The sequence below is a fragment of the Cytobacillus oceanisediminis 2691 genome, from assembly GCF_007678455.1.
GTDB classification, from domain to species: Bacteria; Bacillota; Bacilli; order Bacillales; family Cytobacillaceae; genus Mesobacillus; species Mesobacillus oceanisediminis_A.
Genome location: NZ_VEEP01000011.1, coordinates 13,406 through 39,481, shown reverse-complemented (window position 1 = coordinate 39,481; position 26,076 = coordinate 13,406). Strand labels below are relative to the sequence as shown.

Here is a 26,076-nt window from a genome sequence, read left to right as displayed (position 1 = left end):
TCATAATTTAATACACTTAATAATTCAACAAAGACAAGTAATTTATTATATTAAAAAAAGAATCCGCCACCTTAATGTGAAGGATCCTTTCGATACTTTTTCAGTGTGCCTTTCATACTATTTCGGATTCTAATAAACATTGATTCATGATCTTCTTCCGGATTTTTTAAATAATGCCGCCAAATGAACTGACTGATCTCTTCTATTAACAGCAATAATACAATTGGCAGAATCAAATACCATATCCACGTCCACATCATTCAGGCTCCTTTCGAACAGATATATTATCCTATTCAATTCTTTACCTCAACATGTGTAAGAGTTAAACATTGACAGTATTGATGGAAAAAAGGATCATCGCCGAAGGAAGATTTTCATTCCTTACCTTAGTCTCTCAAGGATATCTTCGCGGTGAATATAAATGATTGCCATTACGAGAAATCCGCTAATCATGATAACTGCAGTGTCTGTTCCAAGAAAATAAAAGCTGATTGGGATCAATAGAAAAGAACCAAGACCGGCAAACGTAAAACTTTTTAAAAACGGATAGAGTAATAGGAAGCCGCCGATGATGACCAGTGCAGTAAACGGTTCAAAAGCGATCATCCCGCCGATGAAAGTGGAGATTCCCATCCCGCCTTTAAATTTCAAAGTAATGGGTTTTACATGGCCTAAGATTGCAAATCCTAACCCTCCGAGTACTAAATCTGATGAAAATCCAAAGTAATGGCCTGCGATAATGACAAGCGCCCCTTTTAGGGCATCTCCAATAAATGTTAAGATGAATGACAACTTCCCATTTACCCGGCCGGCATTGCGTGCCCCTACATTTCGGCTGCCTTCAGTCCTTATATCCTTTTTTCCCAGCAGCTTTACTACAACAAATCCTGCCATCAAGCTTCCCAGCAAGTATGAACATACAAAAAAAGTAATTATAGCCAAAATAGACACAACCTGTCTTAAATTATTATTAAAGTTTATTCGGTAAAAAGACATAAATTCCTTTAACTGAAACCATTAGAAAAAGGAGCCTTTGACCGGCTCCCTTCTAAGATTTCTGAACAGACACGAGAGTGCCCCTGAAGTATTGCTGCTTCCTCATATAATAGTAGAAGACTAAAAAAACAGCACCGCTGACTAGACGCATACCGGCAGCAAGATTCATAGCAGTATTGATTGAACTAAACTGCAGCAAAAATACCCCAACTTGCGGAGCGACAAAACCGATAATAGCTAAAATGATATTATATTGCGCAATGAAGCTGCTGCGATTTTCCTCCAATGTAACTTCAAGAAGTTGATTGAATAGCAAAAGCACAGTTCCGGAAACAAACAAGCCTGAAGTGAAATTCACAAATGTCAAATAGTACATATTCGTCGAAAGGATCGTTAAAAAAGGTGCGGTCGCCATGCCTGCCGCTGTAAATGCAAGCATTTTGGCATTGCTGTGCTTATCAGCCATCCTACCCCACCATTTGAAGCTGATGATTTGTCCTACCTGGTTCGCCACTGTGATAATGCTGATCCAAAACCCAGACATATGCGCAATTTTAATATTATAAATATTGAACAGCGGCCAAGCCAGCTGCCAGGCAAAGTTGAAGAATAATCCGCAGATCAGAAAATAGATGAATGGTTTATGTTTATAAGCGTCCCAGCCGAAATTCACCCGTTTCAATTCTTTTTTCACTTCTTTTTTCGGTTCTATATGTTTATTCAAATAAAACACTTCCACGACACCGAAGAAGAATGCCAGAACAAACAGTATCTGATATGGCATAGGATTCGCTTTGTCAAACCACTGAAGCCCAATACCAATCATCAATGTGGTGAACATGCCAGCAATGGTCAGAATCCTGTTCCTCTCACTGAAAAAACCGCTCCTCCTGCTATCAGAAATAAGATCGCCAATAAATGACTGCCAACTGAGCATCGCAAATGAACCAGGAAGATTCATAAGGCCGATTAAAATAACAAACGTCCATGCCCTGTACTCCTGAGGCAGGTAAATGACAAGGAACATCGCAAGCAAAAAGAAGCGAGTAAATAAGATTGAAAGGCCAGTGAACCTCTTCTTTTCCTGAAGCCGGCTCATGATTGCGGTCCCGAGAATCATGGCGAACATCCCTACGATTTGCGGAAGCGAACTAATTAAACCTACTTGGTAATTCGTTGCACCAAGGACACCGATCGCGAAAAGAGCAAAATAATTATTGCTCATGCTGGTTACAATTGTTGAAGCAACACCATTTAAGATACTATTTTTTTCATTCCGGAGTGCCTGTTCAGAAGGACTTTGCATATCTTCTTCCTCTTTCAAATGATTCAAATTATTTTGTAAATCGAAATATCTACCTAATTTTACTCCTTCTGTTTTTTACTGGCAATAAGAATTTTATCCATTATTTAAACAAAGATTATTCTGAGAATTTCTTTCTTGAGGCATGAAAAAAAGGAGCATTAGGCTCCTTTGCGATTAAACGTTATTCAAGACCAATTTCAATCTGTTGTTACGCTCTTCTTTTTCCTTTTCGTCCGCAAGGTCATACTTTTTAAGGAGATGGAACACTTCGTTCAGGATATCCTGGGTATGTTCTTCTTCCAGAAATTTGCTGAATGAGGCTTGGATTTCCTGCGGCAGGAACTCCTTCTGTGACTCGTACTTTTTTTGGACATCTTCCTTGCTATGGTCAATTTTGCATTCTCCCATATCAAAAATCCCTCCTTACAATGGATACTGTTAGCATAACAGACTCTCAATTGCATCTTCAATTCACTTAATTAATTGTTTGGATTCCTTTATTAATCCTGATGAATATTCCAAACCTGACTCATCCAAATTTAATCGTTAGATACAGCATTGAAATCAATCCGAGGATAAAAGAATATGTTGGAAACTTTATATGCTTCTCCTGGCTTTCTGGTATCAGTTCCTTATATATAACAAAAAGCATCGCCCCAGCTGCAAAACTTAAACCGTATGGTACCAGCCCATCAACATCTGCTGCAAGAAAATACCCGATTACCGCTGTTACAATTTCTACAGCCCCTGTAAAGGTAGCAATTAAAAGCGATTTCAGTTTCGACATATTCTGATGTATTAAATAGATCCCTACGAGGAATCCCTCAGGTGCATTCTGCAGGCCAATAGCAAAGGCTATGATAGCACCAAGATTATCCTCACCGGATCCGTAACTGACACCGACTGATAAACCTTCGGGCAAGTTATGAAGTGTGATCGCCGTAACAATCAATAATGTTTTACGATCAACACCTGATAAAAATTTAATGTCACTAGTATCAAGATCTTCCGATTTTGAGTTGATGAAATTCAGAACAAATGTCCCTAGCAGCATACCAACGCTTAACACCCAGATATTCGATGCTTTTAAAGACTCGGGTATCAAGCTGAATGTTGTCGCTGCCATCATAATGCCTGATGCATAACCAAGAAGAAGTGACTTCACTCTGGAAGAGACATTATTTAAGAATAAAACTGGTATTGCTCCCAAACCCGTTGCCATCGCGGAGATGACCATGCCCAAAAAAGCTTCAGCCATAATTTTTTCCAATGCCTCCTATTTTACAAAAGTAAAATACTATTTCCCTTAAATAGGGAAATTACACTTGGAAAAATTATTCTTTGTATTTTCATGGTGCGACTAATTCTACTTTTATCCGATCTGGATCTTCGAAAAAGACTGCATAATGTCCATTCCCACCAGCAAAAGGGTGCCTGTCTTGATATAGGATTGGGATGTTTTTTTCCTTGAGCTTCTCTGTCATCCAATTTACTTGTTCCCTTGAACTTGCATGGAAAGCAAGATGGTTCAGGCCTACTCTGGAACGATGATAACCTGATTTAATAAATTGATCCTCTGTCTGTACAAAGACCAGATAAGTCGACTGGTATTTCCAGCTGATTCCCCGATCCCATTTTTGATGGACTTCGTATCCTAATTCGCTTAAAAACCAGTCCCAAAACGCAATTGTTTGATTAAGGTCCGTTACATTGATTTCGACATGATGCAACATCTGGTTTCTCCCCCTTTCCAATACCGCCTTTTGTATCGGGAACCTTTTAATTGGAAACAATATCATAAAATGATAAAGGACGTCATGCTATGTATCTGGTTGTAACCGTAGCTATATTCCTTATTTTAGGCTATTTTGTCGTTGACTGGAAACGTTGGCGGGATTTCTATCCGACAATACAATATTATATAATATGCAATTTAATGTATAACTTTATTTTCTTTAACCATACCTTGTGGGCATACAATCCAAGGACTCCATGGCTGAATCACACGGTTATAGATTTGGTTTTCAGTTTAATCATCATCCCGATCATCATTATGATCTATCTGGAACATATCCCTGCGGTATTTATAAAGAAACTGCTTTATTGGACAGGATGGGTTGTGCTGTTTACTGTCATCGAGTATTTTTTTCAGAAAATGGACTTATTTATTTATCGTAATGGATGGAAAATCATGCATTCAGCACTCTTCAACGGGATAATGTTCACTGTGCTTTGGGTTCATTATAAACGTCCTTTAGCAGGCATATTGATCTCGATTCCCATCATTATCCTTCTGCTCTATTTCCACCACCCAACATTCATGGATTTAAAATAATTAAGATTCTCAGCCTTTAGCTTTGCTTCCTGTTCGCTTTTGTTAATATAATAATGAAAAGTGATTAAAGACGAAACTTTCATTCAGGGAGATTTTATGATACGTACAATTTCTGTTAGTCATTCTGACCAGATTCAAACTGGCCGAAGTATAGAGAAAATTTTATCAGAAAATGACAAATGGTATTGGATTGATTTCAATGCACCGACAGAAGAAGAAATTGAATTTTTAAGAGAGCCTCTTAAATTCCATCCATTATCGATTGAAGATTGTATCCATACCTTGCAAAGACCTAAACTGGATTACTATGATGATTATCATTTTTTTGTTTTTCAGGCATTGAATCCAGAAACCATGCACAAGGAAGAGGTCGACCTATTCTTGGGCCCCAACTATATCATCACTTTCCATAGTGACAACACACGTGAAGTTGAAGATGTCTGGATGAGATTGGAGCTTTCCAAGACACCAGCAGAATGGAATCCCTCTATTGTCCTTTATCATGTTTTGGATAAAATAGTTGATAACTATTTTCCGCATGTCTATCGCATCGAGGATTTGTTGAACGAAATAGACGAAAATTCAGCAGACCGGTCAATGGAAGAATTGCTCGAGGACCTATTCGACACAAGGCATGAGCTCCTATCACTCCGTCATACCATCACCCCTATGAGAGATCTGGCATACAGAATGATCAACTCTCATCGTCTCTCTGGTGTTCTTGAGCAAAAAGAATATTTTGCGGACATTCATGACCATTTATTGAGATTGGCTGAAAAGGTGGAAGCAAGCCGTGAATTGACAACAGATATTCGTGATAGCTATTTATCGATGAACGCTCATGAAACGAACCGGGTGATGAAAGTACTCACTGTGATCACAACCATTTTCATGCCTCTTACCTTCATAGCCGGAATTTACGGAATGAACTTTGAGAAAATGCCAGAACTTTCTTGGAAGTTCGGTTATTTTGGAGCTTTATTCGCCATGTTCATCATTGGAATAGCCATGTTTCTCTGGTTCAGAAAAAAAGGCTGGTTTAAATAAAGTGCCTATGCAAGAGACCATTGAAGTGTTTTCAATGGTCTCTTGCTTTTCTATTCTTCATCTTTATCAAGCCTGATAAAATCCTCCACAAGGCATTTACTGCTTATAATAAGTCCAGACAGGAAACAAGCAATAGTGGTCTCATAAGTTAAATAATGAAAAGACAAAAGCGTAGAGCAAACCGTCAAAAGCAGCCAAAGGTATTTTTCCCGATGCTCAGCCATTAACCTCTTCCGCCTTCCAATAAATTTGGCTGATGGCTTCGGCCAATGCTTCCACTGTATTTTTTAATTCTTTCATATTATTATCGACACCGCCAACTTCCACTACCAGAGAATTGGCATTCAAATCCTGATTATAGATCCCATCAACACCAATACCTTTTTTAGGGAGGACCCCCTTGCTTATGCCTGGATATTGCTTATTAAGGATTTTATGAAGCTCATTCGCAAACTTGAGGTTTTTTTGGAAGTTCTTATTTTCCTCACCAATGACAAAGACAATCCTCGCATATGGTTGATTATTTATAACAGTAGTGGTTGAATCCTTTCTGACTGAATCTCGGTGCAGGTCTATGAAATAATCCAATTTTTGATTCCCCGCCATCGCCTTTTGGACCAGCGAACGTGAAATCTCATAAGATTTATAACTGAGCCAGCCCTTTTTATCCAACTCCTGGCCAATATTGGTCTTATCCACGCTCGCTCCAACACCGCGCTTTTCCAATTCCTGTCCGAGCAGTTCACCCACAATGGTAATGTTGGTCTTCCCATCCACCGCTTCGTTTTCATTCTCCGCACCCTCCATGCCAAGCAATGGCAGGTAAGATTCCCAACTATGAGTATGATAAATGAAAACAGATTTTTCTGATGGTGAAGACCCAGAATATACCTTCCCACTATTAAGCTCCTTCAGCTCATTCGCTGCCATATTCCTTTCCTGCAAAAGCACATCAATAGGCGGAGCCGATTCAATCGGTATATCCGTAAAATCCACACCCTCTTCAGCGATGATGAAATTTGAATCAAAGGCCATGAAACCTGGCAGTTCACTCCTAATCAGGCTCCTGATATCATTCGTCTCAATATTTGTAAGCAATTTGAAACCTGTGGAAAAAATCGGGTAATCAGTATTTGCACCCGTTAAAGCATGTCCTATAAGCGGATTCTCATAACCGATGATACGCAGGAAAACCTCAGCACCTATATCACCGTTGACTTTGAACTTAAAAAAGCTGATATTCGAAGAAGAAAGAAGTCCTGCTGCCAGGAACAAACTTATTGTGCTGATCAAAATGAGGAAAATCATCAAAATTTTTCTGTATATTTTAACAAAAATTTCAGTCATTCAATCACCCTTATACATGTGATACGAATTCTTTTAATTCATGAATATGTAAAAAACAAGATTTTAGACTAAAAAACGCCTGGACATAAGTCCAGACGTTGTTTTTTATGTGAAAATGAATCCTGTAAAATAACACCCTGCAAAAATTAGTATGCGAATAACATTAAAAATATCTTTTTTTCCAGAAAATGAAGGCAGTGATCCCCGCCAGGAGCACGGCCATGCTGATGGCCAGGAAGAAGGCATATGGATTGTGCTGGAAAGGCAGTTCAACGTTCATACCATAAAAGCTTGCCACCATTGTTGGGAATGACAGGATGATGGTAATGGATGTCAAAAACTTCATCACCATATTAAGATTATTTGAAATGATAGAGGCAAAAGCATCCATCATTCCGCTTAAAATGGAGCTGTATGTTTCAGCCATTTCAATTGCTTGTGTATTTTCGATGATGACATCCTCAAGTAAATCCTTGTCTTCTTCATACATTTTCAAATAATTAAAGCGCATGATTTTTGCAAGCACTACCTTGTTGGATTTCAATGAAGTAGTGAAGTATACCAGACTCTTCTCGAGAGCAAGGAAGGCATATAATTCCTTGTTTTTCATGGATTGGTGCAGTTCCCGCTCGATTTCATTCGTCTTTTTATTAATCTGTTTCAAATAACGCAAATAGTAAATTGAAATAACGTAAAGGATCTGCAGAGCAAACCTGGTTTTTTTGAATGTATAGAATTCTTTTACCCGGTTATTGCGGAATTCCTCAAGTACTGGTGTCTCTTTTAAAGAAACAGTAATAATACAGCTGGATGTCTGGATAATTCCTACAGGAATCGTTTCATAAATTGGAAAACCCGACTCATCATGGGTAATATATGGATAGTCGACAATAATATATACATTGCCATCTTCCTTATCAATACGAGGGCGTTCTTCGTCATCAAGGGCGTCCCTGATAAAATCAACCGCTATCCCCGTTTCACCGGCCACTCTCGTAATTTCATCCTCAGAAGGATGCACCATATTGATCCAGCAGCCTTTTGAAATTTCTTCAACACGTGTTAAACATCTATCTTCATTGCTTTTGTAGATTTCTAACATTTCCGCCACCTCCTCGTTTTTAAATTGAGGAAGTCAATTACCGTTTATCAGAGTTGATAGTCTTCCAGCTTTCAATTGTATCAAATCTACTAGATTATCGACTTCCCCGCGCCTATCGGGATCAGGTTCTATTGAATAACCCAAAGATACCAACTCCTCTCTTTTTTCACCTCTTACATATTACTCCTGACTGCGTTAAAGTACAATGGTATTTTTCTATCACTGCTCTATTCGTAGGTTTTATTGCTTTAACACTATAATGAAACCTGTATAAACCAATTCAAGTGAGCGGCATCTCGGCAAATAGTTACTTTAATAAAGGTGATACAACCATCAATAAGAAAACAGTCTTAATGGAATATCAATATAGAAAAAGTCATCAGGTATTTTAATAAAAACGCTGACAATATACATATTTGGGTATATATCAGAAAACTTAGATACCCCTTTATGGTAGTAATAACGAGGAATAATAATTTAATGAAGAATATGATCGCAAAACTCTTTTGGCATTAACGCTTGTTTTTTCCATGGCAGCTGTTGGTGGTACCCCACAGAAAAAGCTGAAGCTGCCACAACCGGGCGGATGTATTGGTTACTGTCGGTCATCAAGGTGCAGATTCCTATTCCCAAATTTGGAAGGCGTTTTATATACAGTCAGCTCAATTGGAATGATGGCTGACAGAATCCTTTGGACTGAACAGCAAATCGGCTTCATGGCTGACAGAGTCGTATATGTAACTGAATTCTCTCAAGACAATTCCATCAAAGTTATTTACACTGCATTATGGCCTACCGGTACAAAAGATGGAGGGTATACATATCAAGTATCCCTGATGCCTGTTGCCATGCTTCCAGCAGGCTGGTAAGAAGAATGTAAAAGGCGGAACTTTATAGGTTCGCCTTTTTTCTATGATAGATTGCCGGTGTTTGTTTTCTTAAAGTTATTTACAAAGTCTTTTATGCTGATGCGAAAAAATCATCTAAATCTCATTCTTTTTTTGTTTTCCTCTACTCTTTTTATGGGATTGTTACGTATGATATTCTTCTCCCCTTCTAAGATATTTTTAAAAATAAAGTAAATATGCGCTAATTATCCCCTGCTATTTGTTCATGTTCCATTCGTTAGTAGGTCATATTGTTGCTGCATAATACAAGTATTTATCATTTATTGTCATACTAATAACTACAGGCCAAAAGGGCTCCAGCTTTTCCGAAACTAAAAAAAAATATATAATGAAAGATACTTTAGGTTGCTAACCTAATTTTAATTTTGACAAGTTTCAAGAAAGGGTAACTCAAATTGTCTTGAAACCGTCTTTATTTTGACAGGTTTTCATGATCAAGAGCCGAAGTTGTCAAGAAAACACCTTTATTTTGACAGCTTTTCATCAAAGGAACCCAAACCTGTCAAGAAAACATCGGTATTTTGACAGCTTTCCGTAAAAGGAATCCAAACCTGTCAAGAAACCATCGGTATTTTGACAGCTTCCCATCAATGGAGCTCAAAACTGTCAAGAAACCATCGGTATTTTGACAGCTTTCCATCAAAGGAAGCCAAACCTGTCAAGAAACCATCGGTATTTTGACAGCTTTCCATCAATGGAGCACAAACCTGTCAAGAAACCATCGGTATTTTGACAGCTTTCCATCAATGGACATCAAACCTGTCAAGAAACCATCGGTATTTTGACAGCTTTCCATCAATGGAGCTCAAACCTGTCAAGAAACCATCGGTATTTTGACAGCTTTTCATCAAAGGAACCCAAACCTGTCAAGAAACCATCGGTATTTTGACAGCTTTCCATCAATGGAGCTCTAACCTGTCAAGAAAACACCTTTATTTTGACAGCTTTCCATCAATGGAGCTCAAACCTGTCAAGAAAACACCTTTATTTTGACAGCTTCCCATCAATGGAGCTCAAAACTGTCAAGAAAACATCGGTATTTTGACAGCTTTCCATCAATGGAGCTCAAACCTGTCAAAAAGCTACCTGATTTTAAAACGTTTGATTCACAAAAGGAGAAATTTTATGCAATTGTTGCAACGACTCTGGGAGGCTATTGTCCGATTCTGGAAAAGACGCCACCTGACACAAATTTTGTTATTGATCTTATTGATTTTTATATTGCTGTCCATCCTTTGGTTTGCTTTTATTGCCAGCAGGGCCAATGTCCAGACGTTAAAGGATGGTTTAAGCCAGGCAACCACAATCTATGACCAAAATGGAGAGGAAGCCAGCAAACTTGCGACAAACCGTACTGGCGGGGTGCCGATTGAAGATATGCCAGAGCATGTGCCGAATGCGGTAGTCGCCATTGAAGATGAGCGATTTTACGAACATCATGGTTTTGATATCAAGGGAATTGCGCGTGCATTCTTCGGAAACCTGTTTGCAGGACAGATTACCGGTGGCGGAAGTACGCTGACCCAGCAGCTGACGAAAAATGCCCTGCTTTCTTCTGAACGGACTTATAAACGTAAAGTGGAAGAACTTTTTCTAGCCGTAGAACTTGAAAAGGTCTATGAAAAAGATGAAATTATTGAAATGTACCTAAATCAGGTTTATTTCGGCAGTGGTGCATTCGGAATCAATAATGCCAGCAAGAAGTATTTTGCCAAGGATATTCAGGATGTGACGATTAGTGAAGCGGCACTGCTCGCCGGCTTGCTTAAAGCTCCTTCCGCTCTTGATCCCTATAATAATTACGATGCTGCTATCAAGCGTCGGAATGTGGTTCTTGCAAAAATGAACGAATTAGGGATGATTACTGATTCGGAGTTTAAGACAGCAAAGTCTGAAGAGATACAATTAGAAGACGGCGGCGGTTCACTTGCAGATCGTAAATATCCTTCCTATGTAGATGCCGTATTGGATGAAGCTACTAGCAAATACGGATTGACACAGGATGAAATCATGACAAGAGGCTACCGGATTTACACAGAACTGGACCAGAATATCCAATCCGGCTTAGAGAAGGTATACCGGCAGGATTATCTGTTCCCTGATCGGACGAGTGATGTATTGGTACAAAGCGGATCTGTGCTTCTAGACCCTAAAAGCGGCGGAGTCCGAGCCCTGGTCGGCGGCCGCGGCGATAAGGTCTTCCGTGGCTTCAACCGGGCGACACATTTAAGGGCCCAGCCAGGCTCGACCATGAAGCCGCTGGCTGTTTACACACCAGCTCTAGAAGAAGGATATGAGTATGATTCGATGCTGATTGACAAAAAAATGAGCTTTAAAAACTACAGTCCGAAAAACTTCTCAGATACCTACAAGGGAGAAGTGCCAATGTATGAGGCAATTGAAAATTCAATAAACCTCCCTGCTGTCTGGCTATTGAATGAAATTGGCTTGAATAAAGGTATTGATGCTGTCAGGAGGTTTGGCATCAAGGTCGAGAAAGAAGACCAGAATCTGGCTCTGGCTTTAGGCGGGATGCATAATGGAGTTTCACCCCTTAAGATGGCCGAAGCCTACTCTGCCTTTCCAAACGGCGGTAAACGCCAAGATGGACACCTGATTACGAAAATCGTCGGTCCTACGGGAAAAGTAATAGCCGAGCATGATGGCTCCACCACTCGTGTAACCTCTAAGTCGGTGGCCAATAAAATGACATCCATGCTGTTGAATGTAGTGGAATCTGGTACTGGAAAAGGAACCTATATAAAAGGAGTCGACCTTGCCGGAAAAACTGGTTCAACACAGCTGCCATATGCTGATATCAATGGGACGAAGGACCAATGGTTTGTTGGATACACCCCCAATATCGTAGGTGCTGTCTGGCTCGGATATGATCAAACAGACCGAAAGCATTATTTATCCAGCAGCAGCTCGAAGGATGTGGTTCCTTTATTCAGGGCCATTATGGAAGAAACTTTGCCACATGTTGAACATGAGGAATTCGCAGTCAAATCAATCAATGAAAGCAACACTGGAGACATTGACTATAAACAAACCGAAAAGGCAATCAAGGATAAAGCAGATAAATTAGAAGAAGAATTAAAAGACCGCGCTGGTAAGGTTGAAGAAAAATTAAAAGAGGAAGCTCCGAAGTGGAAAAAGGTTTTTGAACAGATGCAGGAGGATGCAGGTAAAGTCGGCGATAAAGTCATTGATAAGCTACGTGAATGGAAAGGACAGTAAAGACAAAGTGAGAGCAGTTAAATGTGGCTGCTCTCTTTTTTATATTCCTTATTAAGTTAAAAAGTCTTAGAATAAATACAAGTATCCCGCAAATCACCCTCAACGGAAACTGAATCGTTTTTTAATATTCCATCAAGGGAGAAACCTAATTTCTCGGGAATTGCCCTGCTTTTACTATTCAATGAATCGCATCTGATTTCAATTCTGCGAGCTTTAAGTTCTTTTACCGCAAACTCTGTGATCCCCTGTACCGCCTCTGTCATATATCCTCTCCCACTATAACGTGTGTCGATCCAGTAACCGATTTCAAATTTAGGAACGTCCCAGTCAATCCTATGTAAACCAGATGAGGCTATAAATTCCCCGGTATCTTTCTTGAATACCAGCAGCCTTAGGTCTGTACGATTTAAAAAATTCAGGTAGCCTTGCCTGATCACCACTTCTGTTTCTTCAACTGTTTGTTCCTTTTGGGCGAATGGCATCCAGGGTTGAAGTTCCTTTAAAGAAGCGTTGACGGATTGACATGTAACCTCTCCATCTCCGGGTAACGGCATCCTGATCAAAAGTCTGTCTGTTTCAAATTCACCTGGAAACTCCAATAAAATAGGGTTTACCATACTGACCTCTCCTTTCTCTAATTTCCCAATTAAAAAAGAGCGGCCAGAGCCGCTCTTTAATTATTCTCCCTATATGCTGATATCCCTCTTTTGAAAAAAGAAAAAGGTTAACATCATGAATATTGCGTAATATACAGCGAGTATAGACAGTGATACCGGCAGTGTTATATCCTCTAGGATCCTTTCCTGAAGAGCATAGACTGTTAAATCCAAATGAGGGAAAATTAAAAATTTTGCCCAAGTATACTTGTCAGCAAGCATCAGGATTATGCCACCCAGTGTAGACGAAAAGAAAAGGACAAAAATACCGATACCGACTGCTAGAGCCTGGCTTTTAAATAGCGTAGAAAGCATGAATGCAATCGTCATGATCATGAGCAGGCTCGGAATGAAGTAAAGCATTTTCAAAAGGAATTGTTCACCTACAATGGCAACCTTCCTTCCCTCTAGTGTGATTTCAAAAATCTTCATATTAAAATCACCGCTTCCAAATAGAACCAAACCAATAATATAGCCGGATACGATCAACGTAATGACCAACATCAAGGCATAGATGATGACGGCTATGTACTTTGACAGCAGGATCCTCCATCTGTGGTGAGGGCGAATCAATAACTGCTTTATCGTTCCATCAGAGAATTCTGCCGCTACGTTGGCACTCCCTACTACAACTACGAACAAAGTAACAAGCGAGCTGACACCAACAACGACATCATTCATGAAGTGCCAGTTAGTCTTTGCATTTGGATTGATGTCCTCATCCAAAAACTCCTGAGTTTGATCAATTTGGTTTTGGATCATTGCCTTTTCATCATTAGAGGCAGATGCCAGCTGGTTTTCAAGCATGGCGATTTCCGCCTCCGTATCCTGACGCCAATTTGGATTTGGATCAGCACTGACCTTCATATAGATAATTCCTGCAATTAAAACAGCCAGGACAATAATGACCATATAAATCCAGCTTGCCATTTTTCCGAAGATCTTCATTAATTCATTCTGGATTAATCCAATCATGTCATTTGCTCCTTTCTGTCCTTATTTGTGATTTCCAGGAAGCGATCTTCCAACGTTGCTTTTACATTCAATATTTCGAAAACATCAATCTTATTTTCGACTAACAGCTTGTTAAGAACGGGTATTTGTTCTTTTCTCATTGATAATGTCAGACGTGAACCATCCTTTGATGTCACTTTAATCCCAGGCATTTGCTCTGCCAGCAGCCTGGCCGCTATGACAGGGTCTGATATTTCCACAACTACCGTTCTTGGCTTCTCTGTCTCTGACGTTTCATTTTCGTGCATGGATGAAATATGTATGAGCTTTCCATGTTCAATGATCGCGAATCGGTCACACATCAACTGCATTTCAGACAATAAATGAGATGATACCAATACGGATGTTCCCTGACTGGTAAGTAAACGCAAATAATCGCGGAATTCCCTGATGCCCTGGGGATCCAGTCCATTTGTCGGTTCATCCAAAATCAAGATGGAAGGTTTATGCAGAATAGCTTGTGCTACTCCAAGCCTCTGACGCATCCCTAATGAATAAGTTCGAACTTTATCATGTATTGCATTCTCCAGCCCTACCAGTTCTGTGACTTCATTGATTCGCTCTTCACTTACCTCACCTAAAGCCATGCGGGCATAATGCCTGAGGTTTTTAAAACCACTAAGGTACTTATAAAACTCAGGGTTTTCTACGATGGCACCAAGTTCATTCATTGCTGCCGTAAAAGAATTGTCCAGATCGTTCCCATTCACAAGCACTGTCCCGCCCGTACGGTTGATCAGGCTGACAATCATACGGATGATTGTTGTCTTCCCTGCGCCATTTGGGCCAAGAAGTCCAAATATCTCGCCTTTTTCTACTTGAAAGCTAACTTCATCCACGATTGTCTTTTTACCAATCGTTTTAGTCAGTGACTTTACTTCTAATGCAAAATGCGACATAGAATCTCCTCTCTTCATGAAAAAAATACGTATATCCAATGATTAATACGAAAAATATTGTAAAAAGTTACAAAAAAGATAGAAAAGATTCTATATCGTCTCTGAATAGCCAGTATATTGCCAGTCATTAATACAAACGATATAACTGATATTCAAGCGAATATCCTGTGTTTCAAAAATCCAATCATGAGGTGATTGTATGAGTTACAAAGATCATTTAGATCCACACTCACAACTATTCCACCACACTTGGACTAGGCGGAAGCATACCAATTCGCAGGTCAATGGTGAAACCCAGGTAACCAAAAACACTATACTTGCAAGAAGTAATGCGAAAGCACACCGATTTTGAATTTTTGAAACAAAAAAAGGAAAAGACGCCCCAGGGCGTCTTTTCTCATAAAAACTCAAAGTAACAAGGTTTAAAGAAAAATAAAATAAATGGCAGCTGCCAAAATAATTCGATAAATCGCAAATGGCACCAATTTAATTTTATTGATCAGTTTAAGGAAAAATCGAATGAAAAGTAAAGCAAATACAAACGCACTAATGAATCCTACCGTAAAAAATGGCAGGGCATCCACCGTAAAGTACTGCCAATTCTTCATTAAAGAGATCGCGCTTGCACCAAGCATGATTGGTACTGCCATGATAAAAGTGAAATCAGAAGCTGCACGGTGGTTCAAACCAAGCAGTACACCACCTGAAATCGTGGATCCTGATCTTGAAAACCCTGGCCATAAACCAAGACATTGGAATAAACCGATACCAAGTGCCTGCTTATAGCTGATTTGATCAACATCATCAATCTTAACCACACGAGGGTGCAGGCGGTCGGCGATGATCATCAGGATGGCACCGATTACTAACCCAATTATGACGGTTTCCACAGAGAATAGGTGCTCATCAATATAATCCTCGAATAAAACACCAATTACACCTGCAGGAATCAAACCAACGATTACTTTTGAAAGACTAAGTCTTCCCCTGGAATCTGAGATAGAAACTCCCTTTTGCAAGCCCAGCAGGTTTATGAATCGATCCTTAAACACGATTACTACGGCAAGAATAGATCCTAATTGGATGACGACTTTAAATGTATTGGCAACAGGTTCCGTAAATATGTCTTTAGAATGCAAAAGAAGGTCATCGACAATAATCATATGCCCTGTTGATGAAACAGGAGCAAATTCGGTTAATCCTTCTACCAGACCAAGTATGAATGCTACAAACAATTCCCAAATATCCATTAAGTATATTACTCCTTTAGAAGATGAAAGTATGCTGCTGTTTCCCCTTTTCGTAATGAAAAGGTACCAAAACAGCATGCACTCTTTCAGTTTTATCTCTTATAGGATAAATAGTCAATAAAAAAATGCAGCCTCAAGAGCTGCAATAATCCCTTTCTTTAAAGACAAATACTTTCTGGCCGATAAAATTCGTAATGGTATAGAAAATAGATCCTAGAATAATTGCAATAGAGTCTAAACTCAAATATAGATCATGAATCGTACTTTCATTTATCCTTTCCGTTATACTATGACTAACCGAGAATGAAAGAATATAACTGACCAGGATCACTAAAACAAATCGAGGTGCCCCAACACGTACTGGAACGCTGCTCTGAAAGGTAAATGCCCTATTTAATATGAAGCTGACAGCAGCACCTATGCTGTTGCCGGTAAAGGTGGAATGCCAATATGGCCAGTCAAGCCCATTTTTCAGCAAAAACATCAAACCCATTCCAACCATGGTGTTAAACATGCCGACGATGAGGAACCTCAAGAATTGCATGGAGTTTACAAAACGTCCTCCGATCCACTTGTTCAAATGGCTAGTTGTTCTCAGATAGCTTCCGTGTTTCAATGATTGACTCATACTCGTCCTCCTCCTTGTTCACCAATTTTCTTGGTAGGGGCAGGTTGAACAGGTCAACATCGACAATATATTTTGGCCTGCGCTTCGTTTCCTTGTAGATTTTCCCAATATATTCTCCGACCAATCCGAGGGCAATCAGCTGCAAGCCGCCAATAAGCCAAATCGATGTGATCAAGGACGTCCACCCAAGCTCTGTATTTCCAAAAAACTTTAAAGCTAAAAAGTAAATGCCAGATATCAGGCTGACAATAAATGATAGGCATCCGATAAGCATGACGAGCCTGATTGGAGTGACCGAAAACGATGTTATTCCATCGAAGGCAAATGCAAGCATTTTTTTCAATGGGTACTTTGTTTCCCCTGCAAACCTTTCCTTTCTTTCATAATAGACATTAGCTGAGTTGAATCCAATTAACGGAACAATTCCTCGCAAGAACATATTACTCTCAGCAAATCGCTCCAATTCATCTACCGCTCTCCTGCTCATTAAACGGAAGTCCGCATGATTAAAAATTAGTTTTACCCCCAGTTTATCCATTAGCTTGTAAAATCCTTCTGCGGTCAAACGTTTGAAGAATGTATCCGACTCCCTGCTGCTTCTTACGCCATAGACAATTTCGTATCCTTCAATGTACTTTCTAACCATTTTATTGATTGCATCGATATCGTCCTGAAGGTCTGCATCAATGCTCACCAGACAATCTGAAGAATCTCTTGCCGCAAAAAGACCTGCTAGCAAGGCATTTTGATGGCCTGCATTTTTGGACAGCTTCAAGCCTTTTATTAATTCATTCTTAAGGCTGGCTTTGTATATCAAGTGCCATGTATTGTCTTTGCTCCCGTCATCAACAAACAGGATTTTACTTTTTTTCGAAACCAGGTTTTCGTTTATCATTTGCTCAAGTTTTATTGTTAGCTGCTCAATAGTTTCTTCCAACACTTCCTGCTCATTGTAGCAGGGAACGATAATAGATAAGATTGGCAAATTCATGGATGGGCCTCCTTGTTGTTATAAAACCTGATATAGGTAAATTTTCCAGGCACTCGCATCTGAAGTGAAGATGGCATCAAGCTTCAAATCATTCTCAATTGCATTATCGATCGGGACCGCTGAAAAAATGTATTCGCCACCCATTTGTTTGAATGGCTCGATATTGATATCCAGATTCTTGATTCTTTTTTTGGAGTTTTTCTTGAACATGTAATGCTTGCCCAATTCATCTGTGAAGAGGTAACATCGTCCTCCCCATTCATCAAAATAAGTACGGATTTGCTGGTTCTTTTCCAGCTCGTTTTCGATAATCTTGCGAAATTGGTGCTTATACCTTAAGGGATAAAAATTATTATAGGTATCAAGTGTGTAAAATCCGTTATATTGGGCGATAGCAGGATGCAGCCCGATATTGGCTATTCGGTAGCTGCTTTGGGGTTTCCCAATGTGGTCCTTTATTGCTTCAAATTGTTTTTCAGCATAAAATTCACTCACACTCGGTTTTTTGCTCTGGACGATCTCTTCATTGCTAAACAATAATAAGATAATTTGTGCTCCAATCAGGAATGGAACAGTTTTTTGAAATAACTTTTCTTCCCAGAGAATCCTAAGCCCAACCGCAAAAAGAATATAAATGATCAATGGCCGCAAAAAATGATATCTGGCAAAATTGAAAGTATCAAGGAAGTGGAATCTTTCAGTTAAAGGAACCCAGCCTTTATAAAACCAGAATGAGTACCATGCCGATAATAGAAAATTCAGCAGGAAAAGAAAAACAAATATGCGCTCTTTTTCCCATCTCCGGTGCTTCCATACAATCAGCATGGCAGCAATAATGACCGGCAAAATGATAAACGTATGCACCGTCATGACATGAGTATGACCGAAGATGAAGTTTTTAAAAGTGAGTCTTACAGAATCAAAAAACGACAGCCGTGCGTGAAAATATTCGTCCCTGCTGTTCGGTTCACTATCAAACAGAAAAGAGTATACCAGTCTGTAGTCCGTAATCAGGTAAACCGCTGTCATATAAACAATCGCAATCAAGAAACGCCAGTTGAACGCTTTTTGGCGGATGGCATCGCTAATCCAGAGTAAACCCATGGCGCTCAGGAAAAAGAAAAAACCTAAAACAATGCTAGAGTAAAATGGCAAAAGTGTAAGGGTAAGATAATGACTCCACTTTCCATTCCCTTGTCTGATATGCAAGAAAGCCCATAGTGCCAATGGCATCCCTAAGGTACTCAGCATCCCAGAGGGCCAAAAAGGCGTTAAGGCAAACGCCAATGCCGTACCAATGAGGATCAGGGTTCTCTCCCTACTTGTAATAAAATGGTCCTTTAAAAGTAAATACATGCCAAGGAAGGCGAAAAATCTAGTAATTGCCTGGCTAATTCCATAAGCGATCATTGTTGGGAACCAAACATATAGCCAAACAATCAGGCTGAATTCAGTCCCAAGCGCATTTCTTGGAAGCCCATTGATGACTTGGGGAATAACAGTTTCTGCTGATCCAGCAATTTGACCACTCTCTGCAAGAAATTTATACCATGCCAAATTGGAATCCAGATTATCATGGACCCGAATATGGGCATCGTCCCCCAAAATAAAATACGGCGAAACGAAGACTGAAATCACGAGAAGAGATAGTATGATGTATTTACTCTCTTTTTCCTGCAAATAAGACAAATCACATTACACCTCATATTCCATGTTCGCCTTTTTAAGATTTGCACAACGACAGAAAATATTCCCTTAACAGTTAAACAACTTCCATAATACTTTTCTTTAGAGAACATCAAAATCAAAGACAATCAGATAGAAAAGTACAAATAATACTGACAGGAACAATGCATTTAAAGGCTTTTTATAGTGGAGCCTTAGCATGGGATACATCGTACTGTAAAAGAAAATTTCCCAAATAATCGACCATCCATGGTCAAATTTAATGGCTCCATACTTTAATGCCAGTGCCTCTATCAGGACGGAAAGTGATATCCATTTGAAATAATGCAAAATCTGTTTGTTTCGATGTTCAGGGAAATTTCCCAAAAACAAAACGATCATACTCGGATAAAACAAAAATGTATATAAAGATTCCGTTACAAATAGACTGATGAAATTTCTGTCAAACTCCCACAAATGTTTTTTGCCAATGTATGATATATATTCATAGAAGCAACTAAACAAGGCCCAATAATAAAAGGTTGGTAAAAACTCTCTCCATCTTTGCCACTTCCCCTTACCAAATGAAAACAAAACCCCGCTTACTATCACTGCAGCATGGAACAAGCTTTCAACCTCCTTTACTAAGGACCCTTGCAACTTCGGAACATCCAGATTTTAAAACAAAGCTCTTCCCATAAATTTTGTTACATCCATATCAATTGTAAAAACCGGGTTCTGGGTTTTACGAATATTTTTGCCTATCATATTCGGAAGTATCGTTGAAAAGAGCACTGTAACCCTATTAACAGAGGAAAAGTGTATAAATTTGAAAAGCAACAATCAAAGCGAAAACAGATTCAAAAAAGGGTGCTTTCTCAAGGCATTTGCTAAAGGTGCATTTTCCAGAAACACAATTGAAGAACGCGTTTATTAAAGGTATTTTTGAACTTTCTCTCATTTTTTATGTATGGCCCAACAAATATCTATGAATAAAGAAAAAAGGCTGTAATGGCAATTAAATTGCCATTACAGCCTTTCAAATCTCTTTCAATTCAAATTCCTCTCGGATTCCAGGACAAAAAGATTCTTTTTGGATTGGAGGAAAACCATTGCTGTCAACGTTATTGCCAAGAGCAGCCCAAATGACGCAAATCCGATGGTAGCCGTTTGCAGCTTTAAGGTTTCAGCCAGGTATCCCAACAAGAGTGTCAACAGGATTTGGAGTATCGCCTGAAAAAATGCAAATGCGCTGCTAAACCTTCCCATTAAATCCAGAGGGACATTGTTCTGAAAAAAGGTCGTGTATCCTGTAAATGAAAATGGAGAGAAGAATCCGATTATAATGAAGCCTATTACAGCCATAGGAACAGTATCTGAAGTTGCCAGAAAAAACATAAAGTATCCTGTCACCGATAAAAATGACCCTAAACCCAGCAGCGTACGAATTGAAAGCCTCGATGCCAACGCAGAAACTGCGAAGGAACCAGCCATATAACCTGCGCCTGTAAGACTGACTAGCAAGCCATAATTTTTTTCTGATAAACCGATGACTTGCTGGATAAAGGTTACCTCCTGTGAATCAAGTGCAAAGGATATCAATGTAATGAATTGGAAAATCATAAATACCACCATAAATCCAACCGCTGTCTTTCCAAAATCGGCCACTGCCTTCCAATCAGCAGCAATCATTTTCACAGTGATACTGTCTCTGTATTTTTCTTTTCCCTCTTCCCTATCGACGTCTGGCAGGAAGTATATAGCCGCGGCACAGAAAAAGAATGTAACTGCATTAATATAAATGCTGGTATTTATGCTTCCATACATGATCAGCAGGCCAGAGACACTTGGCCCGACCAGCATGGCTCCTGAAGTCGCGAATGAAAAAATGGAATTAAACCGTTTTCTTTTTTCCGGGGGAACCAACTTTGCTATGTATGTTTCAGAAGTAGGGCCAAAAAAAGCGCCAGCAATATTAGTCAAAAACATGATGATATAAATAGGAAAAAGCGACGTAAAAAAAGGAATCGCTACAATGAATATCCCCCGGATAATATCAATCCAGATCATCAACTTTCTTTTGTTTACACGATCGATTACGCTTCCAGCCCATGTATTGGTCAAAAGGATCGCCAGGGGCCTGATAATAAACAAGCCAGCAATAGCTGCAGCTGAGCCTGTGATCTTTAATACCAATAAGTTAATTGCCACAAAATAAATCCAGTTGCCAATGTTCGAAATCCCAATTCCAAGAATCAATAATATGGGATTTTTCCATCCCTTCAAGCAAACCCCTCCTGAATACAGACAAAGTTGTCGGAATTTTATCAAGCTTTTTTCTCTTTCATCCTATCGGTAACTTCCAAAAGTTTCAAGTATCTAATCAAAATAAATTACAATTTATTCCATATATAATCTTTGTCACAATTTGTCCATATAAATTTTCCCAACAAAATTATTTGAAACATGCTTTATACCCGCATTTTTAGCACTCTTAAACTCTTTTATTTAAAGTTTCATATATTTACCACCGCCTCCACGACAATTTACCCATTTATAACATCGGTATATTACTTATAATGGTATATAGATTCGATAAGGAGCTGAAAGCATGAATTCAAATCCGAAATTTGTTTCTAAGGTCCTTCCGCTTTTTGCGGCGTTTATGGTATTGGTAACAATAGCAGCGACAATAGTCGTTCAAAATAATGATGACCAAGTATCGGTTCCATTTAATTCGCTTGTCAAGTCAGTAGAAAGTCTTAACGGCGATGAGGCTACCCTGATTGAAAAAATGGATGGAACTCTCATACTTAAAACAAATGATTCAACATTTGTTTCCCAAGTTCCCCCTGGCAGTGATATGGTCGATAAATTAGTAGAAAAATATAATATCAGTTATGAATATATGAATAATAGTAAGTATGGTGCCTGGATTCTTGGCGGTGTTCTGCTGCTTTTGATGGGTGCTGCATTTGTAATCCAAAAGAAAACCGGAGGAATTGGTGCCGGTAATCGAATGAAAAACAGCCTTTCCAAGCCTAATCCTTTGCCTTCCATCACGCTAACTGATGTTGGAGGTTTACAGGAGGAAATGAAAGAAGAAATAAGCCAAACACTTTCCATCCTGAAAAACCCAGAAAAATCAGCAAGGATGGGTATTAAACCTCCTAAGGGAATTCTTTTATACGGCCCTCCAGGTACCGGCAAGACTCTTCTTGCCCAGGCAATTGCCCATGAGCTCAATGCAAACTTTTTCTCAGCCAGCGGATCGGCTTTCAATGAAATGTTTATCGGAGTTGGTGCTTCAAGGGTGCGAAGCTTGTTCCAGAGTGCACGGAAGCAAGGTCCTGCTGTCATCTTCATTGATGAAGTCGACGCACTTGCCGGAAAGCGTAAACCACATGGCGGTGAAGAAGGCGAAAAGACACTCACTGAGCTTCTGGTCCAGCTTGATGGCGGACATTCAAACGATGGCATTCTGTTCATTGCAGCCACAAATAGAAAGGACATGCTGGATGATGCATTCCTTCGTCCTGGACGGATTGATTTCTCTTTCAATGTGCCTCTTCCGGATACTAAAGGCAGAAGGGAAATCATTGATATCCATATTAAAGGGAAAAATCTTGCTCCAGATGTCTTCTCATCATTGGATGACCTGGCAGAAAGCACTTCAGGTTTTTCAGGTGCAGAGCTCCACTCATTGTTTGAAACTGCCAGCAGACGTGCATTGAGAAATGGACAGGATTTCATTTCAAAAAGCGATATTGATTATGCCCTGGACCGTACAATCCTTGGCAGCACATCCAGGACACTTCAGGATGCCGACACTAAGCGCAGGGTTGCCATTCATGAAGCTGGACATGCCCTTGTGTCTGCTGTCACCAAACCTGGTTCTGTCCGGAAAGCGACCATTATCCCGCGCGGCCAGGCACTTGGTTATGTAGCCCCGATTCCAAAAGAGCTGCAATTGTCTACCCACAGCGATTTGATTGACCGCATCGCGATGATCCTTGCTGGTGGTGTCGCTGAAAGAATGTTCCTAGGGGAGCACAGTATTGGGGTAAGCGGAGATGTTCAACAGGCGAAACAAATCATTGAACAAATGGTCGATACTGGTTTGTTGCAGGAAGGTTTCTCACTCACATTCAGCAAAGGATTAAAAGAAACAAAAATGCAGGAACTTTTTGATGACGCTCTCGAAAAATCCGAAATGATTATCAGGTCTCATCAAAATCAGTTTGGACAACTTGTCGAAGCATTATTAAAGAAAGAAACACTTGAAGGCTCTGAAGTAGATGAAATTGTCCAGGATAAATCTGGTTTTCGTGAAGATCGATATGTAATGGTATAAAAGATTTCTATAAAAAAAGGATTTCCGAATAAGATATCGGAAATCCTTTTTTATTTACGCTGGTCAATAGCCTGGGCAAGATTCGTTTTAATGTCTATTTCTTTAAAGGAAATTCCCAGCTGCACAGCTGTTTGTGCAATCTCAGGGCGCATACCGGAAAGTGTTGCATTTACCCCTATTAGTTTCAAGGCATTCAACAGCTGGAATATCTGATGGGCAACCATGGTATCAATCATTGCAACCCCTGATAAATCAACAAACAAATGTTGGATTCCCCTTTGGGTGCACTGATGCAATGTATTTTCAAGGATCATTTTAGCCCTTGATGTATCAATATCCCCAATAAGCGGCAGCAACCCTTGACGGTTCGTCAGCGAAATGACAGGGGCGCTTAATTCATTGATTGTTTCCTGCTGTGCTTTCAACACACCCTGGGAGTATTTATACGTAGCTTCTATAAAACGCAGGATTACCTCATCCATTTCTTTAAGGATGATATCATACCAAAAATCGACCTCTTCTCTTGCTATTTCAGGATGTAACTTTGCAAATCGGCGGATATAATCAAAGTACTGGTTTCTTACATTTTTAAATTCCTTTATCACAAACTGAATCGGAGTTTTCACATGCTCGCCATCACTTGCAATCTTCTCGATCCATGGTTTAAAGTCCTGAAAGAATTCCCCTTCTGCCTTTTTGAATAATTCAATGAAATGAAGGTGAAATTCATGATTTTGTTCTTTCAGCGCAGAAACGACATCTGGATCACTAGAGGCGTATACACCTGCGGTATTTTCTTTATCGATATTTTGATGCCATTCCTCCGTTAAATTCCGACTATTTTCCCTTAAAAAATTGTATAACTCCTGATTTCTATGCAAAGAAATCCCCCCTCGTCTGGAAGCAAACAGATGATCAAAATATTCGTAAGCCTTTACTCAGCCTAAAAGGATTATAACAAACATTCTCCTATTAAAAAATTTTAACGCCGGTGCTTTATTCCAAGTTGTGCTTTTCCCTTAATTCTTTAGGTGCCATTTTAATAATTTGTTGAAATACAATTAACAGCACACCAACATCATCAACGATTCCAATTAGTGTAAAAAAGTCCGGAATAATATCAAATGGAAGCAAAAAATAACCAATGATCAAGCTCGCTGAAATTATTTTTTGCCTGACCGGAACAATTCCGGAAGTAAAAAATTCTATAAGAAAGGGAAAGAACTTTTTCACTTTAAAAACCAACCGAATTCTTTTAAAAAACTTCTTCATTTCATCCACCTCTTTTATAGAGACTATTATATCCTTCTTTCACCACTTGTCAGTTTTAAAACCTCCTTGAGATATAATTATTTACGATCAGCAGGTGGATTCGTTTCATTTTATCAAAGTCTATTTTCGTAAATATCACAGTGTTCATCCAAAAAAGAAAAATAACGTTTGCCCAAGGACTGCCGATTTTAAAAAAAGCAGCCATTTCAATGGCCGCCCAGTTTCTTTACTATTCTTGTTCATCGCAATAAGGATGGATCGCTCTTTTGAAGAATGCAGCCAAGCCGGGCTGATATTTATCGATATTCTTTGTGAAGCGTGGATCATCGACATATAGATCCCCCAGCCCTCGAAAAATATCAATGGTACAATCATAATAGTGATCTGTGATGAACTGTCTCCAATCCGCAACTGCTTCCTGAACAGCCGGATCATTCGGGCCATCAGCCATACCGGAAATCAGCCTCTGGTATATCTCTTCTGTTTTCGCCTGAATATTTCCCCAGTCATCAGGAGTATAATTCGCAGTCCTCTTTTCTACCTTTTCAACTGTCTCTTTTCCGTATCTCGCCTTTGCTTCCTCACTATATTTCTTCTGATGTTCTTCAATTTCTTTCATACCGAATCCTTCGAACATATCTTTCTCCTTCATTTGATATCCCCCTTCAATTGAATTAATCGTCTTTTCCACTGTCCTGATGATCTCATCTAGCCGCTTCTTTTTCTTTAAAAGCAAAGCTTTATGATTCTTCAAGGATTCTTTCCTGTTGAAATCGGGCCGGTCCAAAATATCCTTAATTTCTTGCAGGGTGAAATCCATTTCTTTAAAAAACAATATTTGCTGCAGGCGTTCTAGGTCTCTTTCTGAATAAAGCCGATATCCAGCATCAGTCACAGCCTCTGGCTGCAGCAAACCAATCCTGTCGTAATGATGCAGAGTTCTAATACTCACTCCTGTCAGGTTGGCAACTTCTTTCACCTTGAACATATCTTGATCACCTCCACACCTATAGCGTAAACTATCACCTTGCGTCAGGGTCAACAGGGTTCTGAATTTATTTTTAAA

At 39.5% G+C, this 26,076-nt stretch carries 26 protein-coding genes; 6 read left to right on the top strand and 20 right to left on the bottom strand.

Going from position 1 to position 26,076, the window contains the following annotated elements; all coding sequences use genetic code 11:
- Positions 1–71 precede the first annotated feature (71 nt).
- The 6 genes from FS736_RS19785 to FS736_RS19760 all read right to left on the bottom strand — a co-directional run bounded on the left by FS736_RS19785 (position 72) and on the right by FS736_RS19760 (position 4,035).
- On the bottom strand, positions 72–260 hold the full coding sequence (locus tag FS736_RS19785; RefSeq protein WP_144480573.1) for a hypothetical protein: 189 nt from the start codon (positions 258–260) through the stop codon (positions 72–74).
- A 121-nt stretch (positions 261–381) separates the two neighbouring features.
- Entirely contained in the window at positions 382–942 is a 561-nt protein-coding gene (locus tag FS736_RS19780) for a glycerol-3-phosphate acyltransferase (RefSeq protein WP_186326862.1), read from the bottom strand.
- 106 nt (positions 943–1,048) lie between these two features.
- Positions 1,049–2,302, bottom strand: coding sequence for an MFS transporter (locus tag FS736_RS19775; protein WP_144480569.1), 1,254 nt, complete (start codon positions 2,300–2,302; stop codon positions 1,049–1,051).
- A gap of 174 nt (positions 2,303–2,476) precedes the next feature.
- On the bottom strand, positions 2,477–2,710 hold the full coding sequence (locus FS736_RS19770) for a group-specific protein (RefSeq protein ID WP_144480567.1): 234 nt from the start codon (positions 2,708–2,710) through the stop codon (positions 2,477–2,479).
- A 121-nt stretch (positions 2,711–2,831) separates the two neighbouring features.
- Positions 2,832–3,560: a ZIP family metal transporter gene (locus FS736_RS19765; protein WP_144480873.1), complete on the bottom strand. Its 729-nt coding sequence runs from the start codon at positions 3,558–3,560 to the stop codon at positions 2,832–2,834.
- A gap of 91 nt (positions 3,561–3,651) precedes the next feature.
- Positions 3,652–4,035 carry a VOC family protein gene (locus FS736_RS19760; protein WP_144480565.1) on the bottom strand — a complete coding sequence of 128 codons (384 nt, stop codon included), beginning with the start codon at positions 4,033–4,035 and terminating at the stop codon, positions 3,652–3,654.
- A gap of 89 nt (positions 4,036–4,124) precedes the next feature.
- On the opposite strand from FS736_RS19760, the gene FS736_RS19755 reads away from it, so the two are divergent.
- Together FS736_RS19755 and corA are read left to right on the top strand one after the other, a co-directional pair.
- A complete protein-coding gene (locus tag FS736_RS19755; protein WP_144480563.1) occupies positions 4,125–4,637 on the top strand; it encodes a CBO0543 family protein in 513 nt (170 codons plus the stop codon).
- A 96-nt stretch (positions 4,638–4,733) separates the two neighbouring features.
- Positions 4,734–5,684, top strand: coding sequence for a magnesium/cobalt transporter CorA (gene corA, locus FS736_RS19750; RefSeq protein ID WP_144480561.1), 951 nt, complete (start codon positions 4,734–4,736; stop codon positions 5,682–5,684).
- Between the two features lie 216 nt (positions 5,685–5,900).
- Here the strand turns inward: corA and spoIIP are convergent, their stop codons facing one another.
- Positions 5,901–7,031, bottom strand: coding sequence for a stage II sporulation protein P (spoIIP, locus tag FS736_RS19745; RefSeq protein ID WP_144480559.1), 1,131 nt, complete (start codon positions 7,029–7,031; stop codon positions 5,901–5,903).
- Between the two features lie 163 nt (positions 7,032–7,194).
- Complete coding sequence (locus FS736_RS19740) at positions 7,195–8,133, bottom strand: magnesium transporter CorA family protein (protein ID WP_144480556.1); 939 nt, start codon at positions 8,131–8,133, stop codon at positions 7,195–7,197.
- Positions 8,134–8,804: 671 nt separating this feature from the next.
- Here FS736_RS19740 and FS736_RS19735 point away from each other — a divergent pair.
- Positions 8,805–9,002 (top strand): hypothetical protein, encoded by a 198-nt coding sequence (locus FS736_RS19735; protein WP_144480554.1) that lies wholly within the window; start codon positions 8,805–8,807, stop codon positions 9,000–9,002.
- A gap of 1,164 nt (positions 9,003–10,166) precedes the next feature.
- On the top strand, positions 10,167–12,281 hold the full coding sequence (locus FS736_RS19730) for a PBP1A family penicillin-binding protein (protein WP_144480552.1): 2,115 nt from the start codon (positions 10,167–10,169) through the stop codon (positions 12,279–12,281).
- Between the two features lie 56 nt (positions 12,282–12,337).
- Here FS736_RS19730 and FS736_RS19725 read toward each other — a convergent pair whose 3' ends face one another.
- From FS736_RS19725 to FS736_RS19715, 3 genes are all read right to left on the bottom strand, one after another.
- Positions 12,338–12,898: a GNAT family N-acetyltransferase gene (locus tag FS736_RS19725; protein WP_144480550.1), complete on the bottom strand. Its 561-nt coding sequence runs from the start codon at positions 12,896–12,898 to the stop codon at positions 12,338–12,340.
- A gap of 69 nt (positions 12,899–12,967) precedes the next feature.
- Entirely contained in the window at positions 12,968–13,912 is a 945-nt protein-coding gene (locus tag FS736_RS19720) for an ABC transporter permease (RefSeq protein ID WP_144480548.1), read from the bottom strand.
- Complete coding sequence (locus FS736_RS19715; RefSeq protein WP_144480546.1) at positions 13,909–14,850, bottom strand: ABC transporter ATP-binding protein; 942 nt, start codon at positions 14,848–14,850, stop codon at positions 13,909–13,911. The genes FS736_RS19720 and FS736_RS19715 overlap by 4 nt, the downstream gene beginning before the upstream one ends.
- Before the next feature lie 199 nt (positions 14,851–15,049).
- Between FS736_RS19715 and FS736_RS19710 the strand changes: the two genes are divergently transcribed.
- Positions 15,050–15,202, top strand: coding sequence for a YpzG family protein (locus tag FS736_RS19710; RefSeq protein ID WP_079509236.1), 153 nt, complete (start codon positions 15,050–15,052; stop codon positions 15,200–15,202).
- 70 nt (positions 15,203–15,272) lie between these two features.
- Here FS736_RS19710 and FS736_RS19705 read toward each other — a convergent pair whose 3' ends face one another.
- From FS736_RS19705 to FS736_RS19685, 6 genes are all read right to left on the bottom strand, one after another.
- Positions 15,273–16,100, bottom strand: a complete 828-nt coding sequence (locus tag FS736_RS19705) for an undecaprenyl-diphosphate phosphatase (RefSeq protein ID WP_144480544.1) — start codon at positions 16,098–16,100, stop codon at positions 15,273–15,275.
- Positions 16,101–16,233: 133 nt separating this feature from the next.
- Complete coding sequence (locus tag FS736_RS19700) at positions 16,234–16,728, bottom strand: GtrA family protein (RefSeq protein ID WP_144480542.1); 495 nt, start codon at positions 16,726–16,728, stop codon at positions 16,234–16,236.
- The gene (locus FS736_RS19695; protein ID WP_144480540.1) at positions 16,685–17,719 is read right to left on the bottom strand and encodes a glycosyltransferase family 2 protein; all 1,035 of its coding nucleotides are present in this window, start codon (positions 17,717–17,719) and stop codon (positions 16,685–16,687) included. The genes FS736_RS19700 and FS736_RS19695 overlap by 44 nt, the downstream gene beginning before the upstream one ends.
- 18 nt (positions 17,720–17,737) lie before the next feature.
- Entirely contained in the window at positions 17,738–19,408 is a 1,671-nt protein-coding gene (locus FS736_RS19690; RefSeq protein ID WP_144480538.1) for a DUF6044 family protein, read from the bottom strand.
- Positions 19,409–19,507: 99 nt separating this feature from the next.
- On the bottom strand, positions 19,508–19,996 hold the full coding sequence (locus FS736_RS25515) for a CBO0543 family protein (RefSeq protein ID WP_353056075.1): 489 nt from the start codon (positions 19,994–19,996) through the stop codon (positions 19,508–19,510).
- Between the two features lie 438 nt (positions 19,997–20,434).
- Positions 20,435–21,670: an MFS transporter gene (locus FS736_RS19685; protein ID WP_144480536.1), complete on the bottom strand. Its 1,236-nt coding sequence runs from the start codon at positions 21,668–21,670 to the stop codon at positions 20,435–20,437.
- 325 nt (positions 21,671–21,995) lie between these two features.
- Between FS736_RS19685 and FS736_RS19680 the strand changes: the two genes are divergently transcribed.
- Positions 21,996–23,738, top strand: coding sequence for an AAA family ATPase (locus FS736_RS19680; protein WP_144480534.1), 1,743 nt, complete (start codon positions 21,996–21,998; stop codon positions 23,736–23,738).
- Positions 23,739–23,788: 50 nt separating this feature from the next.
- Here the strand turns inward: FS736_RS19680 and FS736_RS19675 are convergent, their stop codons facing one another.
- From FS736_RS19675 to FS736_RS19665, 3 genes are all read right to left on the bottom strand, one after another.
- Complete coding sequence (locus FS736_RS19675) at positions 23,789–24,619, bottom strand: STAS domain-containing protein (protein WP_144480532.1); 831 nt, start codon at positions 24,617–24,619, stop codon at positions 23,789–23,791.
- Between the two features lie 115 nt (positions 24,620–24,734).
- On the bottom strand, positions 24,735–25,010 hold the full coding sequence (locus FS736_RS19670) for a YkvA family protein (protein WP_144480530.1): 276 nt from the start codon (positions 25,008–25,010) through the stop codon (positions 24,735–24,737).
- 229 nt (positions 25,011–25,239) lie between these two features.
- Positions 25,240–25,998 (bottom strand): MerR family transcriptional regulator, encoded by a 759-nt coding sequence (locus FS736_RS19665; RefSeq protein ID WP_144480528.1) that lies wholly within the window; start codon positions 25,996–25,998, stop codon positions 25,240–25,242.
- Between the last annotated feature and the right edge of the window lie 78 nt (positions 25,999–26,076).

Bases quoted from the DNA above. Each gene is read 5' to 3' on its own strand.
- FS736_RS19760 (WP_144480565.1), bottom strand. From the start codon at position 4,035: ATGTTGCATCATGTCGAAATCAATGTAACGGACCTTAATCAAACAATT.
- FS736_RS19725 (WP_144480550.1), bottom strand. From the start codon at position 12,898: ATGGTAAACCCTATTTTATTGGAGTTTCCAGGTGAATTTGAAACAGAC.
- FS736_RS19695 (WP_144480540.1), bottom strand. From the start codon at position 17,719: ATGAATTTGCCAATCTTATCTATTATCGTTCCCTGCTACAATGAGCAG.
- FS736_RS19755 (WP_144480563.1), top strand. From the start codon at position 4,125: ATGTATCTGGTTGTAACCGTAGCTATATTCCTTATTTTAGGCTATTTT.
- FS736_RS19730 (WP_144480552.1), top strand. From the start codon at position 10,167: ATGCAATTGTTGCAACGACTCTGGGAGGCTATTGTCCGATTCTGGAAA.
- corA (WP_144480561.1), top strand. From the start codon at position 4,734: ATGATACGTACAATTTCTGTTAGTCATTCTGACCAGATTCAAACTGGC.
- FS736_RS19665 (WP_144480528.1), bottom strand. From the start codon at position 25,998: ATGTTCAAGGTGAAAGAAGTTGCCAACCTGACAGGAGTGAGTATTAGA.
- FS736_RS19700 (WP_144480542.1), bottom strand. From the start codon at position 16,728: ATGAGTCAATCATTGAAACACGGAAGCTATCTGAGAACAACTAGCCAT.
- FS736_RS19735 (WP_144480554.1), top strand. From the start codon at position 8,805: ATGATGGCTGACAGAATCCTTTGGACTGAACAGCAAATCGGCTTCATG.
- spoIIP (WP_144480559.1), bottom strand. From the start codon at position 7,031: ATGACTGAAATTTTTGTTAAAATATACAGAAAAATTTTGATGATTTTC.
- FS736_RS19720 (WP_144480548.1), bottom strand. From the start codon at position 13,912: ATGATTGGATTAATCCAGAATGAATTAATGAAGATCTTCGGAAAAATG.
- FS736_RS19765 (WP_144480873.1), bottom strand. From the start codon at position 3,560: ATGGCTGAAGCTTTTTTGGGCATGGTCATCTCCGCGATGGCAACGGGT.
- FS736_RS19740 (WP_144480556.1), bottom strand. From the start codon at position 8,133: ATGTTAGAAATCTACAAAAGCAATGAAGATAGATGTTTAACACGTGTT.
- FS736_RS19775 (WP_144480569.1), bottom strand. From the start codon at position 2,302: ATGCAAAGTCCTTCTGAACAGGCACTCCGGAATGAAAAAAATAGTATC.
- FS736_RS19715 (WP_144480546.1), bottom strand. From the start codon at position 14,850: ATGTCGCATTTTGCATTAGAAGTAAAGTCACTGACTAAAACGATTGGT.
- FS736_RS19680 (WP_144480534.1), top strand. From the start codon at position 21,996: ATGAATTCAAATCCGAAATTTGTTTCTAAGGTCCTTCCGCTTTTTGCG.
- FS736_RS19670 (WP_144480530.1), bottom strand. From the start codon at position 25,010: ATGAAGAAGTTTTTTAAAAGAATTCGGTTGGTTTTTAAAGTGAAAAAG.
- FS736_RS19770 (WP_144480567.1), bottom strand. From the start codon at position 2,710: ATGGGAGAATGCAAAATTGACCATAGCAAGGAAGATGTCCAAAAAAAG.
- FS736_RS19710 (WP_079509236.1), top strand. From the start codon at position 15,050: ATGAGTTACAAAGATCATTTAGATCCACACTCACAACTATTCCACCAC.
- FS736_RS19705 (WP_144480544.1), bottom strand. From the start codon at position 16,100: ATGGATATTTGGGAATTGTTTGTAGCATTCATACTTGGTCTGGTAGAA.
- FS736_RS19785 (WP_144480573.1), bottom strand. From the start codon at position 260: ATGATGTGGACGTGGATATGGTATTTGATTCTGCCAATTGTATTATTG.